Below are 20,717 nucleotides of genomic sequence, written 5' to 3'. Positions count from 1 at the left end.
ACGTTATTAACATTAACGGCTTAGATCAAGATCGACTTTGCTATTGACGTCATCTGTTAGCTCTTGTTTCTTGTGTCCGCGTATTTTTTCTGGGTGGTTAGAAATCCAGAAATAAGTATTATTGGCAAGGTCTAACATATGATCTCGATACGTCTTTACATCTGGGAATAGGGTGATGAAGACAAAATCAAACTCAGGAGATGACCTCGTTATATTATTCAACCGTGCCTGTCGGAACGGTTCAAGCATCTCTTTCACCCGCGTCTCATGGAACGGATTCGTTGAAATAACCGATTCGAAAAAGTACAATGTATGATCATATTCATCTAATATGAGGATATCAGGATAAGCACGGAACCGGTATTCGCTATCCGCGATTTCGAGGTGTTGGTGGCCATCTTTGACCTTATCTCGTTCAGCACCGGGTCCAGTATCCGAATGGATTATAGCTGGGTCTTCAGTAATCTGGGGAACTACATTCTCTAAACATTCGGCGGCTAACTGTTCGTGGTTCCCAGGTCCTATTTTCACCTTTTTGTCATGGTACGGTAGATCAAGTTTAGTTACGGTTTTTTCTGGGGGATTCGGCTCTGGAAGTGAGTCGTCGAAAGGTGCTTCTTCTAATGCCGTCCTGAACTCTCGTGCAACATACCAGTGTGATTTTGAGCTTTGAGGCTTCGGTTCATGACGTTTCACGAGTCCGTGCTGTTCAAGTTTCTTTAGTCCGCTTTGTCTACGTGTTTGCTCCCGTTGTGCCTCAAGAGCTGTCGCTACATCGTGATTCCGAAACCCGTAGTCTGGAATCCCAGAAATGTCTTCCTTGACCTCGTAGAACTTGTCGGTAGTAATAAGACGGATAACCCGTAGGAGCATTGTTTTTTCTCGGTCTCGTTTTGGCACTCCAAATTTACTCAGAACTTGTTTTATATCATCTTCAGATACATCGTACTCAAAGTCAGGATCGCCAGCCATTACTCGTAATACTATGTGCAATAATCAATAACTTTGTGATTAATCGGGTGTCAATAAATATACTATAATAAACATATAGAAATGGCACGGATTAGACCGGATTCTTGGATGAGAATTAGAGTGTAATCGTGTGGGAGTATAGAGTTCCTGTATCTTTCGGGTCATTTTCAGCAATCGGGATATTTCCATGTGAGCGTAGGTTCGTTGGATGGTTCGACAACCAAACGTGTGAATTTGTTCCAAGGTCCATCAAGAATTGACGGTACCGAGATGAGTCAGGAAACATTGTCACGAAGACCGCGTCAAACTCTTTGGCGCATTCGTCTTTAGCTAAGACTCACACCTCGGTTGTGTAGCGGTAGCGAGTGTCTCCTGTAAGATCGGCCGTTGCTGATGAATCTTCTGAGCGTCTTCGATTAGCCGCTCCAACAACGGCGGTGGCGAGTAACCGAGGTACTCGCCGAGTTTGTGGAGGATGAGCTGGGCGTGCGACCGGAAGGTCGCCGCCCAGCGTTCCGGCGGAAACACGATCTCATCGTCGGCCTGCTCGGTGACCAGATCCAACAACTCCCGGCTCACCAGCAGTGACAGCAACGCAGCGTATAGTAGAATTTTCACGACATCAGGGTTGTTCGTGTCGAATTCGTCCAGTTCATACTGCGTCTTCAACTCACGGAACAGAGTTTCTACTTCCCATCGACACCGGTACAGCGTCGCTAGATCTGACGGCAGGAACTCCTCTCTCGGCAGATTCGTTATGTAGAGATGGTAGTCGTCGGCGTCCTCGTTGCGGACGCCGACGACGCGGAACCGCTTCGTATCCAGTGACCGCGTTCCCTCGTACTGCCCTCGCTTGAATTCCGCTTCGACCTCTACGTCGATGTACTTCCGCGAGAGGTCATCGACCACATCGTGGATCTGCTTGCCCTCCAAGGGAATGGCGCGGCCGCGCCATTCCCGTAATTCCGCCGTTATCACCGGATTCGCGTTCTGCTTCAGCCGACTCACGAAGTAGCCATCGTTCTCGTCGATCAACGCGAAACGGCGGTACTTGAAGTACGCTCGATCGAACAGAACTAGCCGTCCTTGTAGCCACGAACCTGTGTTGAACAGCGTGCTGTCGTGCGTTTTCTCGTCCGTTACGTCGATCCGTTCAATTGTCTGGTCGGTGGCGTTGTGGAGCAGGTGGAGCTTCGCTCCAGCCTGCTCCTCGTGACGGGCTTGGAACTCATCAGAGAGGAATTCGTGCAACCGCAACACTGTTCCATCAGCGATCATCACGTCCCTGAATCGGTCGATATCAGCGTCAAAAGCGTCTGGAACAGCGACCTCGTCGAGGCCGCGCTCGACGAGGTCGCGGAGATACTCTGCCAGCGTCGGTGTCAACCGGTGATAGAAGCCGCCAGAAGAGATCGGTTCGTCAGCTGTGGCGTTGTAGCAGCGCCTGAACCCAGCGAGTGTTCGGCTCTCGCCTGCGGCGAAGCCGAACACGAGCGCCCACACGAGGACAGGAATCTGAAGCTTGCCTTCTCGCTCGACCACGCCGAGTTCCTCGGCGTGCTCTTCGAGGAACTCAGAGGGAAAAAGCGTAGTGAGCCGACGCATGATTCTCGTTGAGGAGCGAGGGTTGTGCACAGACTTCTCCTCCTCATTCCTCTCGAAAAATAGCCTCGATAAGCCGTCGCTGTCACGCGGTTCTCATCTTAGCTAAAGACGGATGCTCTTTGGCGTTTGTATGATCCTCAGGACCACTAAGGTCATTAAGCAACGTCTCAATCCGGTTGTCTGTGAAGGGGCCAAGGCTTGTTACGGCTTCCAAGAGATATAGCACTTGATTGGCCTCATCATAAGCTAATGCATCGGGGTACACTGAAAGGTGGAACTCCATTCCACCGAACTTGATTGGCAACAGTTTGCCTTCGATGTCTGAGCGTTCTTCCTTGGTAAGACCTTCGTGAACTAAGACAGGTTTCTCAGCGAGATTCGGAATAAGTTCTCGAAGTCCATCAGCGATTAGTTGTGTGTGCTCCCCTGGTGCCCGGGGTAGGTCTTCGCCATAGTAGGGAAGGTCCACGATACGATCTTCGCCCTCAACTGGATCAGGTTCGCTGATCGTCTCCTCTAATTCGGCATTGTCCAGATGCTCCCTAAATTCTTGAGACACCCAATAATGCGTTTTGGGGCTGTTCGGTGCTGGTTCATCGTAACCGAGAACGCCAGCCTTGTCACGGAGCGGTTTCAGGGCATGCTTCCGAATTGACTCGCGTGAATTCTCTCCGCTATAGTTATCAAGAAAGCTGATGATATTTGTTGTCTGTATAGCATAGTTAGGAAGGTCATCGTACCGGAGTTCGATGGACTCGTAGTAATCCGATGAGGTAATTGCTTGTAGTACCGTAAGCATCGTCCCATTAACATCGCTCTCTTGAAGCCCGAAGTCTTTGAGCGTCTCCCGAAGTTGTTCTTTAGTTAGGTCATAGTCAAAATTGACTCCGTCATCATCAGTTGACATAGGTACCGGTCACACCGGCAAGTGTGTATTATTATTGGTGTAGTCTCATTTGCTCGGTCTACAGGTACAGTTTATATCATTTTATTCGACCAGATGCCATCAATCACGGTTTAGCTCTACGGTGGATCAGAACGGACAGTTCGCTTTTTCGAAAGGGCTCGCCACATTACCGACACTATGACAGACTGTATATATTAGATAACAATACCACAGTAGTCTAATTCCTATTGAAGTACTCAATATATGGTAGTTATATATAATAGAGTGGTATCCCGGGCGTACATTTTGAGTGTGCTAGTGGGTACGTCTGAAATAGTACTGCCACTGTCCACATTGGCTCTAGTGTGTCACTGAGGCAGGTATTCCCGTAGTTGCACCCTGTTAGTCGGATATTCAGGAATAATTGATGCCGGTGCTCCCGGGACTATGGCCATCGAGTAGACCCATGTCTGTCATCTTTACAGCCTCAGTAATATCGTTAGGCGACCACTATCGTTCGAGGGGTAATGATTCACTCAGGGTTGCGTCGTATTTTCTCACGGTCGATCCCAGTACGACAAAAGTATTTGCAGTAACATTTAAATATTGTTTGGTTGACATCATATTTGTAGATTAGATAATGTTCAGGAACGATAAACATAGTCTGGTTTCCAAGCGGCGTAGCTTCTTGAAAATGGTCGGCACAGCTGGCCTGGCAGGCCTCGCTGGCTGTGGTGGGGATAGCGGTAGTGGCGATGGCGGCGGTGGTGGCGACAGTGGCGGCGAGAGCGGTGGTAGTGATGGCAGTGGCGGCAGTACAAGCTGGACAATTGGGACGTCGGGACCGGAGACAGCGACTCACGCATCAGGGGTAGCGATGGCACAGCTGATCTCCGACAAGTCAAGCAACATCAGCATGAGCGCCCAGACCACCGGCGGGACCGCGGCAAACCCTCGGTTAATCGCTCAGGGAGACATCGATGTCGCCCAGAGTACTGACTGGGCAGTCGCACGCTCGAACAGTGGGGGAGACCCCTATGGGGAACCAGTCGGTAAGACGATGACCCAGGTGCTACCGTTCATGACTCTGGAGTATTACCTCGTCAGACGAACTGACGACGCACTGGCGGGCATCGAGACAGTATCTGACATTCCCCAGGACGGATCGGTATCGATGGCGTTCGGCCAGCGCGGCGGGACGAACTTCTTTGCCGGGCTTGACGGGTTCCGACTGTCCGGGATCAACAATGTCGAGGACAAGTACGACCTCCAGTCAATGAGCTGGGGAGATCAAGGGGCACAGTTCGCAGACGGCCGCCTCGATATGATGATGGTCTACGGGGTCAGTCGCGAGGTCCTGACCGGATGGGCGCAGGAAGCCAGCGCCCAGGCCGATGTTGCGGTCGTCAATTGGGAGTTCGACCAGTCAGATCTGGCCAACTCCGACCTGCCCTACACGTATATCGAGACGCCCGCCAGCCTCTGGGACGGGCAGGATATTCGAATGGACTCCATTCCGGCAGTCGGTGTCGGCTACGAGACGATCTTCCCGGCCGGGGTATCAGAGGAACTGGGCTACGAGTTTGTACGCACGGTCATGGAAGACATTGGCGCGGTCCGTGAAGCGAGTTCGGTGCTCTCGCGCGCCGGCCCGGACTTCGCGCAGGAATTCTTACTCCCCTCGCCGAACGCACCAGTCCATCCCGGCGCGGAGAAGTACTACAAGGAACAGGGTCTGTGGAAGGACGGACTAACCACACTTGAGGAATATGAGGGGTAACGCGGGCTACCCGTATCTTCTCCGGCTCCTCCATCGATGCCAGCCATGACGGGGGAAAACCCACCCGGGGGCTGGGTCGGTTCCGATCGGGTACGCATGGGCAAGTACGGGTCCCTGATAGCCTTGGGAATCGCCTCAACGGCCTATCATCTCTGGTTCACCCAGCTGTTTCCGTTCGAACAGGACCAGCACAAAATCGCCCACCTCGGCTTCATGCTTGTCGGAGCGGCTGTCCTCGCATTTGAACCCGAACCCAAGACACGTCGGGAGCGATTCGGAAACTACGCGACACTACTTGAGGCCGCTCTCTCGGCCGTCGTCGCCGGCTACCTCTTTATCGCCTTCAACCGCATCGTCTACGAGCAACTCGGGATATACACCGACCTCGACTTATTCATGGGGCTGTTGCTCATCCTGCTGTTGTTGGATGTTTGCCGGCGGGTTTACGGTCCAATGCTGTCGCTGGTCGGGGTAGTTGGCCTTGCGTATGCGCTGTATGGCCCGTACTTCCCGGGGATTTTGAACCACAACGGGGTTCAGGCCGAACGGCTCGTGCAGGGCCTGACGGTTGAGTTCGGTAGCGGCGTCTTCGGCGTCATTGTCGAGGTTTCGGGGACATTCATTATTATTTTCATGATCCTTGCGGGACTGCTGGAAGCGTACGGTGCGCTGGAGTATTTTGTCCAGGTTGGAACGCTGATCGGCAAGCAGGTCCGGTCCGGGTTAGCGCAGATGACAACGGTCGCAAGCATGGGCATGGGGTCGGTTAATGGCAGTGCGGCCGCCAATGCGGCGACGACGGGCGCGTTTACCATTCCGTTACTCAAGCGTCACGGGCTCGACAGAGATACCGCAGCGGCCTACGAGGCGGTGGCTTCCAGCGGCGGCCAGATTATGCCACCAATCATGGGTGCGGCGGCATTCATAATGGCCGAAATAACTGGGACGAGCTACCTGCGGATTATCGTTGTCGGATTTCTGCCGGCACTCCTCTTCTACGGGACGGTCGCAATCGGTGTCCACCTGACGACGATCAAGGAAGGGCTCACAAGCGAGATTGATGAGGACGAACTGACCGACGTCGAAACGGTCGACAAGGATCGGAAAAACGCACTAAATGCGATCTTCGGTCGGACGACAACCGCTGTTTCGTTCGGGCAGATATCGGTTCGTAACCTGATCGTCGAGGGACTCGCGCTGTGGGTCCCGCTGGCCGTGCTCCTGTACGCACTGGTCATCCTTCTGTACGACCCGTTGTACGCAGGCTTCCTCTCGATCATGTCCGCGTTCCCGGCTGCGTTCGTTCAGGGGATCTTTTTCCGCGATGGCTACGGGATCCGCGATTTTCTCGTGGACACTCTGGATGGCCTGGGCCGCGGGATGGAGAACGCAGCCCCGATCGCGGTGTCGCTGGGCGTGATGAACATCTTTGTCGGTGTGTTGAACCTCACCGGGTTCACGCAGGTGTTCGCTTCCAGCCTCGTTGAACTCTCGGGTGGCGTGCTCGCGCTGTTGCTCATGTTCGCGATGGTCGCCGCGCTTCTCTTTGGTCTCGGGATGCCGACCGTCGCGGCCTACATCACGGCCGTGCTGCTGATCGCACCAGCACTGACCGAGGCTGGCATCGACCTGCTCGCTGCCCATTTCTTTGTGTTCTACTTCGCAATTCTCTCGGCGCTGACGCCGCCGGTTGCCATCGCCTGCCTCGTCACGGCACGGGTCGCAGGCGGGAACTTCTGGCGGACCGCCGGAAAGTCGCTCGTGCTCGGGGCGCCGCTGTTTGTTCTCCCGTACATCTTCGTCGTCAACGATAGTCTGTTGTTCTGGTCGGCTCCGGCGACACCGATTACATTCGTCGTCGTGGGCACCGGTCTCGTCGCCACCGTGACCGCCATTGTCAACTATTTCTCAGGCCAACTCAGGCTGCCGAGCCGCGCCGGGTTACTGGTAGCTGCGGGAGCGGCGATGTTCGCTCCACTGGCGCCGATGACCGTTGCCGTGCAAACTCTCGCAACACTCACCATCGTCGCATTGCTGTACATAGAGGTGAAATACGACTCCGGATCCGAAACCGGACAGCCCGAACAGGCCGCAGTCGATGACTGACCTACCCGCTATCAATCAGGCCGTAGTCAGCGCGAGCCGTCGCCCGACAAGGAGACGTTTCAGATGTTCACATCTTTAACGGCCACTGTATCTGTCCATCGCGTCGGCTCAGTTCGTATTTGAACCAGCGGGTGAGCAGTTCGACAAAGGCCTGTTCGTCCTGTCTGAACTGGCCCGACCGGGGGTCACGAGCAACGAAACAGACCGTCCCGAACAGTTCACCGTCAACTTCGATCTTCGCACCGAGGTAACAGCCGATACCGTACCGCTGGTATGCGGGGTCGTCATCCAGACCCTGCTGCTCGGCGCTGTAGATAGAGAGCAGACCGTCGGAGTCGACGGTTCGTCGGCAATAGGTCTCGGAAAGCGACGTGATATCGCCGGGGGTAGTGAGAGACGGGTCGCCGCTAATGGCGATTATTTCATGCGTTCCCGCCTCAGGGTCGATTGCAACGAGATGGGCCTGGTCGACATCAAGATACTCGACACCGAGTTCCAACACGTCCACTAACCGCTGTTCGAACCGGCGATCCGAATCGTTCGTGATCTCGTAGAGTTTCTCCCGGTAGCGTTCGGCCATTGCCTGCTGTCGCTCCCGTTCGATCTGCCCCGTGATGTCCTTGATCACTTTCGCAAAGCCGCGGGCGTCGCTGTTTTCTTGGAGCGCCGTGACGGTCACATCGGCCCAGAACGTGCTCCCGTCCTTCCGAACCCGGAGCCCGCGGTCGATGGCCTTACCGCACTCCTCGGCTTCTTGCAGCAGTTGCTCGGGGATGCCGTCGGCTACCTGTTTCTCGGTGTGGAACGTCGAGACATGCTCGCCGAGGATATCAGATTCCTCGTACTGGGTGAGCTGTTTTGCACCCACGTTCCACGACTGGATGAGACCGTCGGGGTCAAGCAGGAATATCGCGTAATTCTCGACCGCATCGACGAGCAGCCGGAACCGTTCGCGCTCGTGTCGCAGTTGTTTGTCAAGTTCTTCGCGGTCAGTCCGGTCACGGACCACGCAGACAGCACCGTCATCTTCGATGCTCGCGACGGTGTGTTCGCCGATGAACTGTGTCCCGTCGGCGCGTTCGAGCAGTGTCTCACCCGTCCACGTCCCGGTCTCGTCGACAGCCGGGAGGATTTCACCATTGACCGTTTCGAGGCCCTCTGCCGAGTGGATTTTCTGCCAGTGGTCGCCCAGAAGCTCCTCGCGCTCGTAGCCGAACGTGGCCGCGTAGGCGTCGTTCAGATACGTGAATCGGCCCTCGTGGTCCAGCGTGCTGATGCCATCCCAAGCCGCGTTCATTGCGCGGTGCCCACGCGTGACCTGCAGTTCGTCTCTGCGGGCTTCGACGGCGTTTTGGACCCGGTTCGCTAGCACCGTGTACTGAGACGTTCCCGGTTCCTTCTGAATATAGTCCGTAACACCTGCGGAGATTGCTTCGGCTGCGATCTCTTCACTGCCTTTCCCAGTATAGAGAATGAACGGAAGCTTCGGTGCGTCCTCGCGAATCCGTTCGAGGAACGCCAGCCCATTCATGCCAGGCATATCGTAGTCGCTGATGATACAGTCATACGTGTCCTGCGGACGGTCCGCGATAACCTCGTCGGCCCGCATCGCGGTGTCGACGGTGAGTGAATCCATGGTCCGCTCGAGATATGCCGCAGTTAGATCGGCAAAGTCCGGTTCGTCATCGACATGTAAGACACGCACTGAACCAGCCATCTGTTTAAACATTGTGCGAAAACTGCAATAAGAGGGTTGTCATTTCAAAGTAATAGCATCAATGTATCGCCTGTCTCTGGGTAAAAATCGGGTGATAGATAGAATGCTAATTCTGTCTTAGAGAGTATAAAGGTCACAAAAACCGGCTTTAAGAAATACTTGTCGAACACGAATGTCACCTTCCCTTGCGTGTAAAGGTCAGTAAACTAACCACATGATTTACAAACGTCAGACAGCACGGCCCTGCTGTGACAGGGTCGGTCAGAACCCGCTGCTACTGAGGACGTTCGCGGCGGACGAGAGTTCACCACTGAACTTCACGGTGACATACAGACCAGTAAACAGCGTGGCGTTGTATGCACCGTGGATGAGTGACGGGACGATGATGTTGTCCGTGTACTCATAGGTTGTGCCGAGGATGAGTGATGGAATGAGGAGGGCACTCACCGCGACCAGCTTCCCCGTGACCGACCCACCGCTGAGGGCGGGGTAGTGAATGCCAGCGAAAATGACGCTTGCAATGGCGACGCCCGAAATCGGGCCGAAGTAGTCCCGGATGCGGCCCTGAACGACGCCGCGGAACAGCAGTTCCTCGCCCGGGCCGATGAGGAGGAAGGAGGCGGGAATCAACAGGAGGAGGACATCGGGGTTCTCCATCCCGGTCTCCGCTGCCTGATTGGTTGCCGGTTCTATCCCGAACATCGAGACGAGCGCCGTGATGACGACAGCCACCACTACGAGCCCGCCCATTGCGCTGGCGTAGCCCAGCACGACGATGCCGACCTCACGGAGGCTCGGCACAGAAATGCCGATACTGAATGCTCCGGTGTCTGGCGCATACGAGAATACCTCACGGAGCTTCGCTCTGATCACCGGCCTGAGTTTGATGTACGTGTATGCGATGACCGGGCAGCCGATTCCCTGGACCGTTATCAACCCAAGAACCAGTGTCTGTACTTCGGTTATCTGGACTCCTGCGCCGAGTGACAGGGAAAAAGCGATGGTAAGGAGCAGGACTGATCCGAACCCGAGTCCTATCACACCCAGCGAAAGCGCCGAGAAAAGCGTAAACCCGTACTGGAAGGCCTGCAGAATCGGACGGTCGCGGGTCGCCGTTGCCATACACTGTCTTGGTCGTGGCGATGTGTAAACAATTCGTTTGGTGTTGGTGTCGTGACTGCCGGCAAAGACGCCTCAGTCTGTCCGCTCCCCGGCCGTCACCGCAGTTTCGAGCCAGTTTGACTCCGGCGGGAGCGGACAGGAGAAGGTGTCGCTGTAGGCACAGAATGGCGAGTACGCGAGATTGAAATCCAGCGTAATCTCGTCGCCGTCACTCAGGTCGCGGTCGGGTTCCAGTTCCATGTATCGGCCGCCGTCGTAGCTCTGTTGCCCGGTCGTCTTGTCCCGGAACGGAACAAAGAGCGTCCGTGACTCGTCGGCGGCCTGCCGGAACGCATGGAGGTCGCGGGACTCGCCGTCGAGGTCGAACGAGAGCGTTGCGACGTGGAGATAGCGCACTGTTCGGTCGTCACTCGTCTCCAGATCGACTGATTCTGGTGTCTCGTGGACGGTAACCGTTGCTTCGACCCGATAGTCGGGGTCCGGGTCGAAGTAGCTGAGTCCGTCGAAATCATCGCGTTCCTCCGGTGGAATCGGTGATTGGCGGTGTTCGGAAAAAAAGCGGTCTTTCTCGTTCCGGTTGGCTTGCAACTGTGTCTCCCAGTCCTCGGTGTCTTCGTCCATACAGAGACGGTGGTGGCCACGCAGTTTCAGTCCGGCGACTCGGCGACAGACGAGCGATATCGTAGCGTGAGGGAGTGAATACCTTATTATACGCCTAGTCCAACTGGATAAATACACAGGGGTGTGTATGGAAGCGACGTTCTACGGTATTCTGGGGGTGGACCCAGATGCCACCGAAGAGACGATAGTCCGCGCCTACCGGGAGCAGACGAAAGCGCATCACCCGGACGTGAGTGACGACCCTGCCGCCGGAGAACGGTTCAAGCGACTCACGCAGGCGAAGAACGTGCTCACTGATGAGGCCGAGCGAGCGCGATACGACCGACTCGGTCACGACGCATACGTCAACAGGCACGTCGACAGTGGCGCGGACGGAGGCACAGCCACGGGCGGTGTCAGTGACATCGCACAGCAGTACGTCGACCAGCGGGTCGACGCAGAAACGACGGACGAGGCAGCGGCGAAAGCGACACAGCGGCCCACCCAGACTCGGGGCGGGAGCACGGGCTACGGGACTGCCACGGAGTACTACCGGCCCGGTAAGCGAGTTCGGCCCACACAGCCGTCGGGAGTCGAGACGCTGCTCGATTCACTGCGACGTATCGGTCCGTGGCTATTCGTCCATCTGGCCCTGCTGGTCTGTGCGATCATTGCCGCCGTGCTGCTCGCAGTCGGTGGCCTCACCGGGAACCTCTCACCGGTCGTTGCCGGTGTCATGGCTGTCTCGATGGTAACGATTTCGCTGGTCGTCTCCGTGACCCACGTCCTCACACACGTGTCGGGCTGACTGACGAGGGCGGTTTCGAGCGATAGCAGTTTCGAACAGCGGTGACAACCGATAGGCAGCACAGCCACAGCCTCAGGCCAGCGGCCGGAACCAGATAGCGGTAACGAGGACGGCTAACAGGAGATACGACCCGCGAATCAAAAGCATCGTCGCAGTTTCAGGGTCGCCGCGCTGGGCGATAGCCGCAACCGTCCCGAAGACGACCGCAGCCGCCGCGGCACTCGGCGGGATGCCGGGCAATGCCACGGACAGCCCCACGATTCCAAGGAGGGCCACTCCGAACAGGCCGAGCGCGAGTTGTCGGGCGCGTTGGTGACCCAGTACGACAGCGACGGTCCGTTTCTGTATCGACCGGTCGTAGTCGTAGTCTTGCTCATCGTCGATGATCTTGATGCCGGTCAGCAACAGGAGGAACACGGCCGCGAGACCGACGGCACGCGGCGTCAGCGTCGTCACCTGCGCGTAGTAGCCGCCCAGTAGCGCCAGCGCGATACCCGCCGGATAGCCCATCGTCGCGCCGACGGGGTTCATATCCAGTTGCGGCGCGTGGGTGTAGCCGATAATCCAGGTCGGAAGCGTCAGCAGTGCCGCGCCGGGACCGACCAGCAGCCAGATGGCCGCCGTACAGAGCGCGAAGCCGACACCAGCACCGACCAGCGCCATGCGACAGCCAGCACCAGTGAGGGGATGGTCGTCGTCCTCGCCACGGACGTGGAAATCGACGTAGCCGTCCTTGACGTGGGCCGTGTAGACGGCGAAGAACATCGCGCCCGCATGGAGCACAGCCACCGGTGGCCAGAACCCACCGGAGAGCAACCCACCGAACAGCGACGTCGCGAGTGGTGGCAACATGAACACCGGATGTACCTGCGAGGCCAGGGCACTCACGGTCGCAAACGGACCGGTCTCGTGTCGGGCGACTGCCATAGGGCAACAAGGCACGGCTGTGTAAAAAAGCCACAGCCGTGTTGGTTCGGCACTACCGCCAGTTCGACCGGTCCAGCACGAACCCGGAGATGTGCGAGGCTAATTCTCTGGCAGCCTGTTCGGTACCCGCGTGGAGTTCGCCGGACACCGGGCCGGCCTCGCCGCCGACGCCCTCCGTCTCCGAGATCGGGTCCGTCGTCGTCGGGTACGGTCGGCGGGACCGCACACGGTCCCGAAGCGCCTGAACGGTGGCGTCAGAGAGCTCATAGGACAGGTGCTGGAGGTCGTACCGGACGATGAATCCCCGCGTCGCCTCTCTGACGGCGAGGACCGGGTGTCCACGGTCCCGACAGCGCTCCCAGATCTCGCGCTGGTGTTCCCGCGTCGCGTACACCGGCACGTTCGACGGTGCGAGGTGTTCCATTGCCTCTTTGTACGGGCTGGAAGTGTATTATCCTTCGGCAGTGCCCCGCACAGAAATGCCATGCAGGAAACGTTTAGGGGGAGGGCCGTGTCCACAGGATTGCTATGGCAGATATCGAAGTCGAGAGCACCTGCGAGGAAGGATACACAGTAGAGAGTATTATCAACGGCGAGTGGGAGCTTATCGTCGATGCGCTGAGCGAGAACGGCCCGTCGCCGAACGAGATTCTGGCCGCCGACTACGCCTCCTGTTATATCCCGGCACTGCGCGTCGCCGCCGACAAGTACGGCCACGAGGACATCGGCAGCGTCGATGTCGAGGTCGCTGCGGGTCTCGATGAGGACGACGACCTGGAATACATTGACTTCCACGTCGAGGTCGAGGCGTCACTCGCCGACGAAGAGCAGGATATCGTGGAACTCGCCGAGGACATCTGTCACGTCCACTCGGCGCTGCAGGATGAGCTACACGCCGAAATCACCATCGAGTCCGGCGTCTGAGGGACAGGAACAAGAGTGGCGTTTATTCTTCGCTGGTCGCAGTCCCGTAGTCGTCACTCCGGGAACAGCAGGATGACTGAGGAAGTGTTGTGATAGCCAGTGTAATCCTCGTCGGCCGAGCAGACTTCACCGTAGGTTTCGAAGCCGGCGAAGGGCGCGTCGATAGCGCTGTGAATCGTGTCGACGGCGTCATCGAAATCCTCGCCGAGAATCATCGCACGGCAGGCACAGTCGTAGACGAACCCACCCGCGACGCTTCCGCCGCGGAGTTCATTGACAGCGTTGTTGGCGGCGTTCCGGACCGCATACACCTGGTCGGATTTATTGCTATGTGTCACCACCACTTCCGTTCCTTCGGAGACAGTGACAGCGAAGTCCAGCGGCCCCTCGGTGTCGGTTGTATGGCCCGGCCATCGGATGTTGTATCCCGTCGTCGAGATGAGTTTACTCTCGATGAAGGTCTTGATTCGGGAAGCGAGTCCGTCCGCGTCAGATTCTGGCTCCGACTCGATACCGAGCTCGTAGCGACCGAGCAACATGACAAGGTCTTCCGACCCCGCCTCCAGCTCGTCGACATCGATATCGTATGTCTCCATCGCGTCCTCCCGAATCGCGTCCCGCCAGGCTTCGAAGGCAGGTCTGCCGTCGAGTTCGTACACAGTGCTTCCCTCTGCACGGGTTACCGTCATCGCCTCGGAGATCGGTTCGTGGCCGTGATTGACGGTCACCGGGAGCGCGTCCTCTGCGGCGATGAGCGTGAGGACGACGGCGTCCGTCTCGACGCGGTCGTTCCGGAAGACGTGGGTCTGCTGTAACTGGAGGTCGTCACCCGCAGACCCGCCGACGACCGGCGTCTCCTCGTCGTCGAGGTACTGCTCGGTGAGTCGCGTGACCTTGTTTCCGATTCCGGCCATGCCGTCGTGGAGGTTGATGATCGTCCGATGCGGATACCCATCGACAGCAGGGTCGCCGCTCGCGGGGAGGTCATGAACGGCTTCGAACAGACAGCGTTCGGGATCAGCACTGAGTTCAGTCGAAATGCTGGAGAAGAACCGCATCGAGTCCGACGAAACGACGCCGACTGTAACAGTTCCGTTCCCCGAGCCGGTTTCAGTGAACTCCCCGGAAGACGAACAGCCCACGATTTCGGTATCTGAACCGACAACACTTCGCGCACCCCACAGTACCGCATCGTAATCATATGCCGGGGAGCAGAAAATCTGACAGAAGTCCGGTTCGCTGGCCGAGATGTCGGCCATAGCTCCCCGTATGGCGTCCATCGCTGCTGCATCTCCCGAGTCCCCCGTCGCCTGCCCTGTCCCAAACTCAGTAGTCATTGAGATATAAGTATATCGTGAGCTAACTTAACATATTGGAACCGTTTTGGAGACAATAATACGTAGCGGTCGCGGCAGTCAGCGCCGTAACAGTCGGCCCGGACACGGTACTTTTTACCGTAGAACACCGCACGGAGCGGGAAACGCTCATACCCCCGGCCCGCAAACACCAGTTTATGAGCGATCCAAACTGGACCGACCGCATCGCCGGCGAACGGATGGCGGTCGACCAGCGGTTCAACGAACAGGTCAAAGCGTCGTCGTTCTCAAGCCAGCAATGGGGGCTGGTGATGACTGCCGTTGAGTTCGAGATCGAGAACCCGGGTGACCCAGACGCCGCTCGAATCGTCGCCGATACGTCGAAGCTCTCTAGCGTCATGCCCGAGATGGAACGGGTCGCCAATCAAGGGCCGATGGGCGGTCCCGGCGGTGACAAGTCCGGAGGCTCAGGCGGCGGTCTCCTCTCAGGTGTCAAGGACGCGCTTGGAATAGGTGGGTCCGGTGGCGGGAACAAACAACAGGAGGAAGAGGCGGCACGGCTCGCACAGGCGTACGCTGAGCAACTGCAGGAGAAACTGGAGTCGAACGGGCGCTGGAAGTCCGTCTGTGAGCAGGCCTAGGGTTAGTCGCCGCTGTGAAACAGTGTTAGCTCCTCGGCCTCGTAGATGTTGATGAGTTCCGTCACGATTTCGTCGTACGACTCGTCCTCGACACGGAGGTCGTCAAGGCGCGCCACTGTTTCGGCGTCCAGTTCCACGGATGGCATACCTGAACCTTTCACTGGAACACACTTAATTCCCGCCCTCGGTCAAAAACAAACGCGAACAGTAGTAACAAATCAGAACCGAAAACGGTTAATGGTCGTTCTGGGTAGAAACATGACACATGCGACCACTGGGTGACTCACCGCTCGTACGGAACGACAAGACGCTGGTGCTAGCACACGACCACGGGCTGGAACACGGTCCCAAGCAGTTCAGCGGCGTCGAGGAGCGCCTCGACCCGCGTGAGGTGTTCGAGATGGCGACCCACGACGCCGTGACGGCGCTAGCTGTCGGGAAGGGCCTCGCCGAAACGTACTACCCGAGCTACGAAGACGACGTGAACCTGCTGGCGAAGCTCAACGGCGGTTCGGACCTCTGGATGGGCGACCCGTACTCGCCCCAGAACTGGTCGGTCGACTACGCGGCCGAACTCGGTGCTGACGCCATCGGCTACACCGTCTACCCGGGTGTCAACCGCGAGACCGATATGTTCGAAGACTTCCGCCCGGTGCAGGAGAACGCCCGCGACCACGACCTGCCGATTGCGATGTGGTCGTACCCGCGCGGACAGGCCATCAAGGAGCACCGCAGTCCGTCGACCATCGCCTACGCGGCCCGAATCGGGCTCGAACTCGGGGCTGACTTCACGAAGGTCAAGTACCCGCGCGACAAGGAAGCGATGGCCCACGCCGTCCGCTCGGCCGCAGACAACCGCGTCCTGCTCTCCGGCGGGTCGAAGACCTCGGACCGCGACTTCCTCGAACTCGTCGAGGACTGCATGGACGTCGGCGTCGCCGGCCTCGCGGTCGGCCGCAACGTCTGGCAGCGCGACGACCCCTACGACATTCTGGACAAACTCGAAGGCGTCATCTTCGAGGACGCGACAGCCGACGACGTCCTGTAGGCCATGGACGAGGAGACGCGCCGAGCCGTCGCCACAGCGGATGAGGCGTTGCCCACCAGCGACGCGCTCCCCGACGCTATCGATACCGGGCGGGTCGTCTTCGGTTTCGACGGCTACCTCGACCGCGTCCGAGAGGTCGTCGCTGACCGCATCGACCCCGAGAGCCACGAGCGCCTCGCTACACTGGAGAGTTTCGGCGACCGTATCGACCGCTCCGTTGCCGCCGACAGTTCGCTCTCCTTCGAGTGGCTCCAGCAGGGCAGCCGAACCGGCGGCCACACCAGCCACCTCGCGCGGGCCTTCGGCGGCTGGTCGTTCGACCCCGTGATGGTCGGGATGTACGGCGACCCGGTCCACGACGCATTCGAGACGGAGTTCGGCGAGTACGAACTCCATTCGCTGGGTGAACCCGGCGTCACCGACGCTGTCGAGTTCGACGATGGGAAGCTCATGCTCACGGAAATCGGCGACACGATGTCGCTTGACTGGGCCGAACTCGACGCGGCCTTCGGCCACGACCGATTGGCCGAGAAACTCGACGGCGCGAGCCTGTTAGGAACTGGCTACTGGTCAGAGACGCCAGACCTGCCGACGGTCTTCGACGGCCTCCGTACCCTGTGGGATGGTATTGACGACCCGCCCAAGACCGTGCTGGTCGACCCCGGTGACGTACGAAAACTCGACGCCGACCGGCTGCGCGCCGGTCGGGAGGCCATCGGCCGGCTGGACGAAGTGACCGACGTGGTGGTCACGTCGAACCGTGCCGAAACGGGTGTCCTCGCGGACGCCTACGCCGGCGACGCCGAGCGGTCGTTCGCCGACGACGCCGAGGCAGTGTTCGAGGCGCTGGAACCGACCTGGTTCGTCGGCCACGGTGTCGAGCAGTCGGTCGTCGTCACCGCCGCGGGCACCGACAGCGTGGCCGTGCCTTCGGTCTCGGACCCGGAGCTGACGACCAGCTCCGGCGACCACTTCAACGCCGGACTGGGGCTGGCCCGCATCGCCGACCTCTCGCCTGCGGCCGCCGTCGTCGTCGGCAACGCCGTCGCCGGCTACTTCGTCCGGACCGCGGACCAGCCGTCGCTGGCCGACGTGCGCGCGTTCGTCGACGAGTATCTGGAGAAGTTCTGAGCGGTCCGCATCGTTTCTGATTTTTCGACTGCCGCCAAAACCAGTTTCCGCCTGCTACAGCCGTCGGACCGTCACGCCATCCCGGAGTGAGCCGATATCGTTCAGGTCCGGAACGGCCGTGCCGGCCCGCTGGACGACCTGCGATGAGACGGCCACGCCGGTCCGGAGCGCCGTCTCGTCGTCCGCGCCGGCTTCCCAGGCGCTCAGGACGCCAGAGAGGAGCGCGTCGCCGGCCCCGACGGTGTCGACAACATCGATGTCGAGCGCCTCCGCGTACAGTCGGCCTGTGTCGCCGACAAGGACCGCGCCGTCCGCGCCGAGGGAGGCCAGCACCCGGTCGAAGCCCCGGTCCCGGAATGCGTCCGCCGCGTCCGCACACCCCTCGACGGTAGAGACGTCGGCCCCGGTCGCGTCACCGAGTTCGGCGCGGTTCGGCTTGCAAAGTCCATACTGCGCGTCGAGTTCTCGAAGGACATCGCCGCCGGTGTCGACGATGGTCTCCCAGTCGCCACCGGCCGCAATGCGGTCGATAGCATCGGGGGACAGCCCCGGCGGCAGGCTCCCACCGATGAGTACGCGGTCGGGGGACTGCGCTCGCACCTGTTCGAGCAGCGCGTCGACAACCGACTCGCCGACAGTCGGGCCGGCCTGATTTAGCTTGTACTCCTCCGCGGCTGCGATAGCGGTGGTGTTGAGCCGTGTTGTCCCGTCCACGTCGATGAAGGCTGTCTCGACGCCGTCGTCTTGCAGCGTCTCTCTGATGAACGACCCCGTGAACCCACCTAGCAGTCCCGTCGCAACGCAGGGCCGGTCCATCGCGGTGAGGAACTGCGCGGCGTTGATGCCTTTCCCGCCGGCGTCGAACTGCGCTTTGTTGGCCCGCATGACACGCTCGGGAGCCATCTGCTCGTCGAACTGGATCGTCTGGTCGACCGCGGGATTGTAGGTGACGGTGACAATCATGTGCTGACCTCCTCGACAGCCACGTCGGCGTCCGCGAGTGCCGCAGCGAGCGCCCCGGGCGGGCTGGCATCGGTGACAAGCAGATCGACCTCATCCAGAGCGGCAAAGCTGACGAAACTCCGGTCGCCGAACTTCGACGCATCGGCGACCAGCACGACCCGACGGGCACGCTCGACCATCAGTTCCTTGATCGCCGCCTCGTCCTCGTTCGGGGTCGACAGCCCGGCGGCGCTGTCGAGCGCGTTCGTCCCCAGAAACAGCAGGTCGAAGTTCATCCGTTCGACGGCGCGCTCGGCCGTCGGGCCGACGAGCGCGCGGGTTCGCGGTCGGAGGCTCCCACCGGTGAGTTTGGTGTCGACATCCCCCTCGGCCAGTTCAGTGGCGAGGTCCGGCATGTTCGTCGCCGCGACGTAGTCGGTATCCGGGATCGCACGCGCAACCTCCATTGTGGTCGACCCGGCATCGAAACAAACCACCTGCCCTTCCCGGACTTCCTGAGCGGCCCGCTCCGCAATCGCCTGCTTCTCGGCGTAGTGGTCAACCTCACGCTGGCCGTAGGGGCGTTCGGTCCCGACGGAGGACGCCGGCACCGCGCCGCCGTGGGACCGCTCGATCCGGCCTTGTGATTCCAAGTCCCGGAGGTCACGGCGTATCGTCGCCTTCGAGAACTCCAGTTCCGCGGCCAGCTCCGACACTGAACAGCCGTCTCGCTCTGTCACCAACTGGACGATAGTGCGCTTTCGCTCGGCCGGGAGCATTCTTTCGGCTGTGATTGTTTCGCTTCGGTTTTACCTCTTTCTATTGGGCCGTGCTTGTTTCTGCCCAGATAGAACGCGAGAAAACTGCTTACAGTTCGTCGATAACCGCGGCGGTCACGTCCTCAGTGGATGCGTCGCCGCCCAGATCCGGCGTTCGAGGCCCCGAATCGAGCACAGACTCGACAGCCGTCCGAACTACATCGCCCTGCTCGTCGTAGCCGAGGTGGTCGAGCAACATCGCTGCGGAGAGAATCATCGCTGAAGGGTTGGCGATACCCTCGCCGGCGATGTCCGGCGCGGAGCCGTGGACCGGCTCGAACAGCGCGTTCTCCTCGCCGATGTTGGCCGACGGCAGCAGGCCGAGGCCGCCGACGAGGCCCGCGGCGAGGTCCGATAGCATATCGCCGGCGAGGTTCGGACAGATGACGACGCCGTAATCCTGTGGGTTCATGACCAGGTGCATCGCAAGCGCGTCCATGAGCGCCGTATCGTAGGACGCGTCCCGGTCCTCGCCGACTGCCGAGGCCGCATCGAGGAACAGCCCGTCTGTAGTGCGCATGACGTTGGCTTTGTGGGCAATCGTCACATCGTCGTAGCTGTTCTGCTTCGCGTAGCTGAACCCGTATTCGGCGATTTTCTCAGAGGCGTCTTCGGTGATGACCCGCGTACAGGTAGTGACGCCTTCCGAAATCTCGCTCTCGATGCCCTTGTAGACACCCTCGGTGTTCTCCCGAATAAATACGATATCAGTGTCGGGCTGGACGGCATCGAGTCCCGGATACGAGCGGGCCGGGCGGACGTTTGCGAAGGAACCGACGACCTGCCGGAGCGGCAAGATGACATCGGCCGCTGTCTCGCCAGCCGCGCCGAACAGCGTCGCGTCGGCGTCGGCCGCCAGTTCGCGCGTCTCCTCTGGGAGCGCGTCGCCGGTTTCTTCCTTCACTGCGTCGCCGGCTTCACCCTCGACGAAGTCGAAGTCGACGCCGTCGATGGCCTCCAGCACTTCGACCGCGGCGGGTGTGACCTCCTGTCCGATTCCATCGCCCGGAATAACGGCTATCTCGTGTGTCATAGCGGGAGGCACGTAGCCGGCTGGTGAAAGTCGTTCGGTTCCGGCGTATCGGTTCCGAACGTCTCCTGTGAACTGGCGGCGCTCCACACGCGAGTGAACGGGGTGCGATATCGGCTCGGCAACACAGAAAACGGACACGCTCAGGGGGATGGCACGGGTGACCAGCGGACGACGTGAGCGTGTGGAGGGCCGAAGCAAATCGGGGGTGATCGCTGGCGACCCGTGCGCAACTATTCGTAGCGATGGCGACTATGTAGGTTCTATCTCAATACTACAGAAACAGTTGATACTATGTATACTATCAATACAATTGCTACTACTGGTGTAATCCACGGACTGAG

At 59.1% G+C, this 20,717-nt stretch carries 20 protein-coding genes; 7 read left to right on the top strand and 13 right to left on the bottom strand.

The features are described from left to right. Window positions 1-12 precede the first annotated feature (12 nt). The 3 genes from BDK61_RS06865 to BDK61_RS06855 form a co-directional block, all read right to left on the bottom strand. Window positions 13-972: a BsuBI/PstI family type II restriction endonuclease gene (locus BDK61_RS06865; RefSeq protein WP_121302807.1), complete on the bottom strand. Its 960-nt coding sequence runs from the start codon at window positions 970-972 to the stop codon at window positions 13-15. A 330-nt stretch (window positions 973-1,302) separates the two neighbouring features. Beyond that, on the bottom strand, window positions 1,303-2,577 hold the full coding sequence (locus BDK61_RS06860; RefSeq protein ID WP_121302325.1) for an IS4-like element ISHma1 family transposase: 1,275 nt from the start codon (window positions 2,575-2,577) through the stop codon (window positions 1,303-1,305). An 82-nt stretch (window positions 2,578-2,659) separates the two neighbouring features. After that, the gene (locus BDK61_RS06855) at window positions 2,660-3,484 is read right to left on the bottom strand and encodes a BsuBI/PstI family type II restriction endonuclease (protein WP_121302805.1); all 825 of its coding nucleotides are present in this window, start codon (window positions 3,482-3,484) and stop codon (window positions 2,660-2,662) included. 673 nt (window positions 3,485-4,157) lie between these two features. Between BDK61_RS06855 and BDK61_RS06850 the strand changes: the two genes are divergently transcribed. Both BDK61_RS06850 and BDK61_RS06845 read left to right on the top strand, forming a co-directional pair. Continuing rightward, on the top strand, window positions 4,158-5,243 hold the full coding sequence (locus BDK61_RS06850) for a TAXI family TRAP transporter solute-binding subunit (protein WP_004962560.1): 1,086 nt from the start codon (window positions 4,158-4,160) through the stop codon (window positions 5,241-5,243). A gap of 96 nt (window positions 5,244-5,339) precedes the next feature. Continuing rightward, complete coding sequence (locus tag BDK61_RS06845) at window positions 5,340-7,349, top strand: TRAP transporter permease (RefSeq protein ID WP_244209720.1); 2,010 nt, start codon at window positions 5,340-5,342, stop codon at window positions 7,347-7,349. 67 nt (window positions 7,350-7,416) lie between these two features. Here the strand turns inward: BDK61_RS06845 and BDK61_RS06840 are convergent, their stop codons facing one another. The 3 genes from BDK61_RS06840 to BDK61_RS06830 all read right to left on the bottom strand — a co-directional run bounded on the left by BDK61_RS06840 (window position 7,417) and on the right by BDK61_RS06830 (window position 10,809). After that, entirely contained in the window at window positions 7,417-9,066 is a 1,650-nt protein-coding gene (locus BDK61_RS06840; protein ID WP_049938751.1) for a PAS domain S-box protein, read from the bottom strand. Between the two features lie 261 nt (window positions 9,067-9,327). Next, window positions 9,328-10,188, bottom strand: coding sequence for a CPBP family intramembrane glutamic endopeptidase (locus BDK61_RS06835; protein WP_011222975.1), 861 nt, complete (start codon window positions 10,186-10,188; stop codon window positions 9,328-9,330). Between the two features lie 72 nt (window positions 10,189-10,260). Next, window positions 10,261-10,809 carry a DUF1684 domain-containing protein gene (locus BDK61_RS06830; RefSeq protein ID WP_121302801.1) on the bottom strand — a complete coding sequence of 183 codons (549 nt, stop codon included), beginning with the start codon at window positions 10,807-10,809 and terminating at the stop codon, window positions 10,261-10,263. Window positions 10,810-10,936: 127 nt separating this feature from the next. On the opposite strand from BDK61_RS06830, the gene BDK61_RS06825 reads away from it, so the two are divergent. Beyond that, window positions 10,937-11,596: a DnaJ domain-containing protein gene (locus BDK61_RS06825; RefSeq protein ID WP_121302799.1), complete on the top strand. Its 660-nt coding sequence runs from the start codon at window positions 10,937-10,939 to the stop codon at window positions 11,594-11,596. 72 nt (window positions 11,597-11,668) lie between these two features. Here the strand turns inward: BDK61_RS06825 and BDK61_RS06820 are convergent, their stop codons facing one another. Next, entirely contained in the window at window positions 11,669-12,523 is an 855-nt protein-coding gene (locus BDK61_RS06820) for a UbiA family prenyltransferase (protein ID WP_121302797.1), read from the bottom strand. 52 nt (window positions 12,524-12,575) lie between these two features. After that, a complete protein-coding gene (locus BDK61_RS06815) occupies window positions 12,576-12,947 on the bottom strand; it encodes a hypothetical protein (RefSeq protein ID WP_004962582.1) in 372 nt (123 codons plus the stop codon). A 104-nt stretch (window positions 12,948-13,051) separates the two neighbouring features. On the opposite strand from BDK61_RS06815, the gene BDK61_RS06810 reads away from it, so the two are divergent. Beyond that, window positions 13,052-13,447 (top strand): OsmC family protein, encoded by a 396-nt coding sequence (locus BDK61_RS06810; protein ID WP_004962584.1) that lies wholly within the window; start codon window positions 13,052-13,054, stop codon window positions 13,445-13,447. 53 nt (window positions 13,448-13,500) lie between these two features. Here the strand turns inward: BDK61_RS06810 and BDK61_RS06805 are convergent, their stop codons facing one another. Beyond that, window positions 13,501-14,784 (bottom strand): FIST signal transduction protein, encoded by a 1,284-nt coding sequence (locus BDK61_RS06805; protein ID WP_121302795.1) that lies wholly within the window; start codon window positions 14,782-14,784, stop codon window positions 13,501-13,503. Window positions 14,785-14,960: 176 nt separating this feature from the next. Between BDK61_RS06805 and BDK61_RS06800 the strand changes: the two genes are divergently transcribed. Further along, window positions 14,961-15,404: a DUF5799 family protein gene (locus tag BDK61_RS06800; protein WP_121302793.1), complete on the top strand. Its 444-nt coding sequence runs from the start codon at window positions 14,961-14,963 to the stop codon at window positions 15,402-15,404. A gap of 2 nt (window positions 15,405-15,406) precedes the next feature. On the opposite strand, the gene BDK61_RS23295 is transcribed toward BDK61_RS06800, so the two are convergent. Continuing rightward, window positions 15,407-15,550, bottom strand: coding sequence for a DUF7557 family protein (locus tag BDK61_RS23295; protein ID WP_004962590.1), 144 nt, complete (start codon window positions 15,548-15,550; stop codon window positions 15,407-15,409). 119 nt (window positions 15,551-15,669) lie between these two features. On the opposite strand from BDK61_RS23295, the gene BDK61_RS06795 reads away from it, so the two are divergent. Further along, window positions 15,670-16,452: a class I fructose-bisphosphate aldolase gene (locus BDK61_RS06795; protein WP_004962592.1), complete on the top strand. Its 783-nt coding sequence runs from the start codon at window positions 15,670-15,672 to the stop codon at window positions 16,450-16,452. A gap of 3 nt (window positions 16,453-16,455) precedes the next feature. Next, the gene (locus BDK61_RS06790; RefSeq protein ID WP_014039980.1) at window positions 16,456-17,583 is read left to right on the top strand and encodes a hypothetical protein; all 1,128 of its coding nucleotides are present in this window, start codon (window positions 16,456-16,458) and stop codon (window positions 17,581-17,583) included. Between the two features lie 54 nt (window positions 17,584-17,637). On the opposite strand, the gene pfkB is transcribed toward BDK61_RS06790, so the two are convergent. The 3 genes from pfkB to BDK61_RS06775 form a co-directional block, all read right to left on the bottom strand. Then, the gene (gene pfkB / locus BDK61_RS06785; RefSeq protein WP_121302791.1) at window positions 17,638-18,546 is read right to left on the bottom strand and encodes a 1-phosphofructokinase; all 909 of its coding nucleotides are present in this window, start codon (window positions 18,544-18,546) and stop codon (window positions 17,638-17,640) included. Next, a complete protein-coding gene (glpR, locus tag BDK61_RS06780; protein ID WP_004962600.1) occupies window positions 18,543-19,304 on the bottom strand; it encodes an HTH-type transcriptional regulator GlpR in 762 nt (253 codons plus the stop codon). The genes pfkB and glpR overlap by 4 nt, the downstream gene beginning before the upstream one ends. 88 nt (window positions 19,305-19,392) lie before the next feature. After that, entirely contained in the window at window positions 19,393-20,376 is a 984-nt protein-coding gene (locus BDK61_RS06775; protein WP_004962602.1) for an isocitrate/isopropylmalate dehydrogenase family protein, read from the bottom strand. Between the last annotated feature and the right edge of the window lie 341 nt (window positions 20,377-20,717).

The sequence above is a fragment of the Haloarcula quadrata genome, from assembly GCF_003634715.1.
Taxonomy (GTDB): Archaea; Halobacteriota; Halobacteria; order Halobacteriales; family Haloarculaceae; genus Haloarcula; species Haloarcula marismortui.
Note: the sequence above shows the minus strand (reverse complement) of the source record. Positions and strands in the feature narration are given on the sequence as shown.